This is a genomic window from Candidatus Eisenbacteria bacterium, assembly GCA_016867495.1.
Taxonomy (GTDB): domain Bacteria; phylum Eisenbacteria; class RBG-16-71-46; order CAIMUX01; family VGJL01; genus VGJL01.
In genome coordinates, this window is sequence record VGJL01000276.1 from 1 (window position 1) to 2,662 (window position 2,662).

Below are 2,662 nucleotides of genomic sequence, written 5' to 3' on the forward strand. Positions count from 1 at the left end.
AACGGACGGCGTGCGCCCGGCCTGCGGCCACGCGGCGAGTTCCTTGAACCTCGAACGGCGCCTCGGGGCGCGGGAGTCGATGCGATGAAGGATTCGAGGCATGTGCACGTGATCGGCACAGGCACGATCGGCGAGCCGCTGATCGGATTGCTCTGCGACTACAGGAAGGACCTCGGGATCGACACGGTGAGCTTCCACAAGCGGACGCCCCTGACGCACGAGCGCTCGAAGGTCCGAAACCTGCTCGACCGCGGCGCGCTCCTGTGCACCGACGACACTTCCATCCCCAAGTTCGACGCGCAGGGGATGAAGGTCTCCCTCGAGTCCGAGGAGGCGCTGCGGCGGGCGTCGGTCGTGATCGACTGCACCCCGGTCGGCAACGACAACAAGGCGAAGAGCTACGAGCACCACCGCCAAGAGACGCTCGGCTTCGTGGCGCAGGGGAGCGAGTTCGGCTTCGGGAAGATGTACGCGCGCGGAGTGAACGATTCAGCCCTGGAGCGCGGAAAGGATCAGTTCGTCCAGGTAGTGAGCTGCAATACGCACAACATCTCCGTCCTGGTCGACACTCTCGCCCTCCGCAAGAAAGATCCGGCGAACCTGGTCGAGGGGCGCTTTCTCCTGATGCGCCGGGCGAGCGACATCAGCCAGGACGGCGACTACATCCCGGCGCCCAAGGTCGGCAAGCATGACGATCCGGTCTTCGGCACGCACCACGCCCGCGACGCCTTCCACCTCTTCGAGACGCTCGGCTACAAGCTGAATCTCTTCAGCTCGGCGATCAAGATCCCGACCCAGTACATGCACTGCCTCTGGTTCAACATCCGTCTCAAGGAGAAGGTCTCGCACGAGCAGGTCATCCAGCGTCTGAAGGGGAACGATCGGATCGCCCTGACCGAAAAGAAGTCGGCCAACCAGATCTTCTCCTTCGGCCGCGACCACGGGCACTACGGGAGGATCCTGAACCAGACGGTCGTCGTGGTCCCGACCCTCCAGGTCCGGGAACTGGGTGAAGGAAGCGAGGTCATCGGCTTCTCCTTCACCCCGCAGGACGGCAACTCCCTGCTGAGCAGCATCGCGGTCAGCGCCTGGTTCCTCTATCCCGACGACTACGAACGCAGGATCCAGTGCCTCCTGCCGTACTTCTTCCCGGAGGTCTAGACCGACTCGCGGCCACGCGGAACGGGCGCGCACCCTCCGCCCGTCCGCGGGGGCCGGCCGATCGGCCGGCTAGATCTCGATCGTGGCGCCGACCCCGGAGGCCTTCGCAAGCTCGTAGACGCGCGCCGCGGTGGCGGCGTCCTGGACGGCGAGGCCGACCGACTTGAAGAGCGTGATCTCCTCGCTCGAGGAGCGTCCAGCCTTGCGCCCCGCGATGATCTCCCCCAGGGAAGCGTGGATCCTCTCCTCCGCGAACGCCCCTTCCCGGATCGGAATCAGCAGATCCCCGGCCTCGGCGAGACAGGCGGGCAAGTGGTCCACGACGACCTTGGACCGCTGGATGGTCCGCGTGTCGAGCTCCCTGGCATCGGGGGAGTGGGATCCGATCCCGTTGATGTGGGTTCCCGGACGGATCCAGGTTCCGTCGAAGATCGGCTCCTTGCTCGAGGAGGCCGCGCAGACGATGTCGTTCTCGACGCAGGCCCTGGGGTCGCCGACGACCTCCACCTTCCAGTGGCTCGTCGCGGAGACGTCGGCCGCGAACTTCTCGGCCGCCTCCCGGACAGGATCGTGCACGACGACGCGGTCGATCGGTATGACCTCGGCGATCGCCAGAAGCTGCGTGCGGGCCATGACGCCCGCGCCGAAGACTCCGACCGTCCGCGCGCCGGGGCGCGCGAGGTGCTTCGTCGCGACTCCGGAGACGGCTCCCGTCCTCATCGCCGTGAGGAATCCGGCGTCCATGATCGCGATCAGCGCGCCGCTGCTCGGATCGTTGAGCAGGAGCGTCCCGATCGTGGTCGGGAGGTTGCGGAGCTTCGGATTCTCCGGATAGACCGTGACCACCTTCACGGCGAGCGCCTCGAGGTCGCCGTCGCCGCCCACGAAGGCGGGCATCGCCAGATGGAGCCCGTGGTGGCGCTCGATCCTGATCGCGGTGCGCTGGGGCATCGCGACGTTGCCGAGGGCGAGCTGCCGCAGCCCTTCCTCGACGGCGGCGATGGCCTCCTTCATCGTGAGCACCTTCTGGACATCCTTGCGGGTCAAGAGCAGCGGCATCTTCCCTCCCTTCTTCCCGTGGCCGATCGCTCGGCGGATCTTAGAGGCTACCCAGAGGCGGGGCGATCACGATCTCCTCGACGAGCGCATCAGGGCCGGCTTCGATGGCCGTCCGGATCGCCCGGGCGACGTCCCCGGGCTTCATCATGCGCGAGCGGTCCCACTCCCCCGCCAGGCGGTCCCACAGCGGGGTGTCGGTGGCCCCGGGGAGGACCGCCGTGACCCGGATCCCCTTGCTTCTCAGCTCCACGCGCATCGCTTCCGTCAGGCCGAGAGCCCCGAACTTCGAGGCGTTGTAGGCGGCATTCCTCGGGAAGGGGACGCGCCGGTGATCCAGGCCGCGCGCTTCATCGATCCGGAGTCCTCCTTCGCGCGCATCAGCGGATCGTATGATGGCCGATCAGGTTCATGAACTCGCTCCGGGCCGCACGATCGTCCCTGA

3 protein-coding genes are annotated in these 2,662 nt (G+C 66.9%); 1 reads left to right on the top strand and 2 read right to left on the bottom strand.

Translation table 11 applies throughout. The features are described 5' to 3' along the window. Positions 1–84 precede the first annotated feature (84 nt). Positions 85–1,161 (top strand): hypothetical protein, encoded by a 1,077-nt coding sequence (locus tag FJY88_13370; GenBank protein MBM3288316.1) that lies wholly within the window; start codon positions 85–87, stop codon positions 1,159–1,161. A 69-nt stretch (positions 1,162–1,230) separates the two neighbouring features. On the opposite strand, the gene FJY88_13375 is transcribed toward FJY88_13370, so the two are convergent. Next, positions 1,231–2,220 carry an ornithine cyclodeaminase family protein gene (locus FJY88_13375; protein ID MBM3288317.1) on the bottom strand — a complete coding sequence of 330 codons (990 nt, stop codon included), beginning with the start codon at positions 2,218–2,220 and terminating at the stop codon, positions 1,231–1,233. Between the two features lie 40 nt (positions 2,221–2,260). Continuing rightward, positions 2,261–2,614 (bottom strand): SDR family NAD(P)-dependent oxidoreductase, encoded by a 354-nt coding sequence (locus FJY88_13380; GenBank protein MBM3288318.1) that lies wholly within the window; start codon positions 2,612–2,614, stop codon positions 2,261–2,263. Positions 2,615–2,662: the final 48 nt, after the last annotated feature.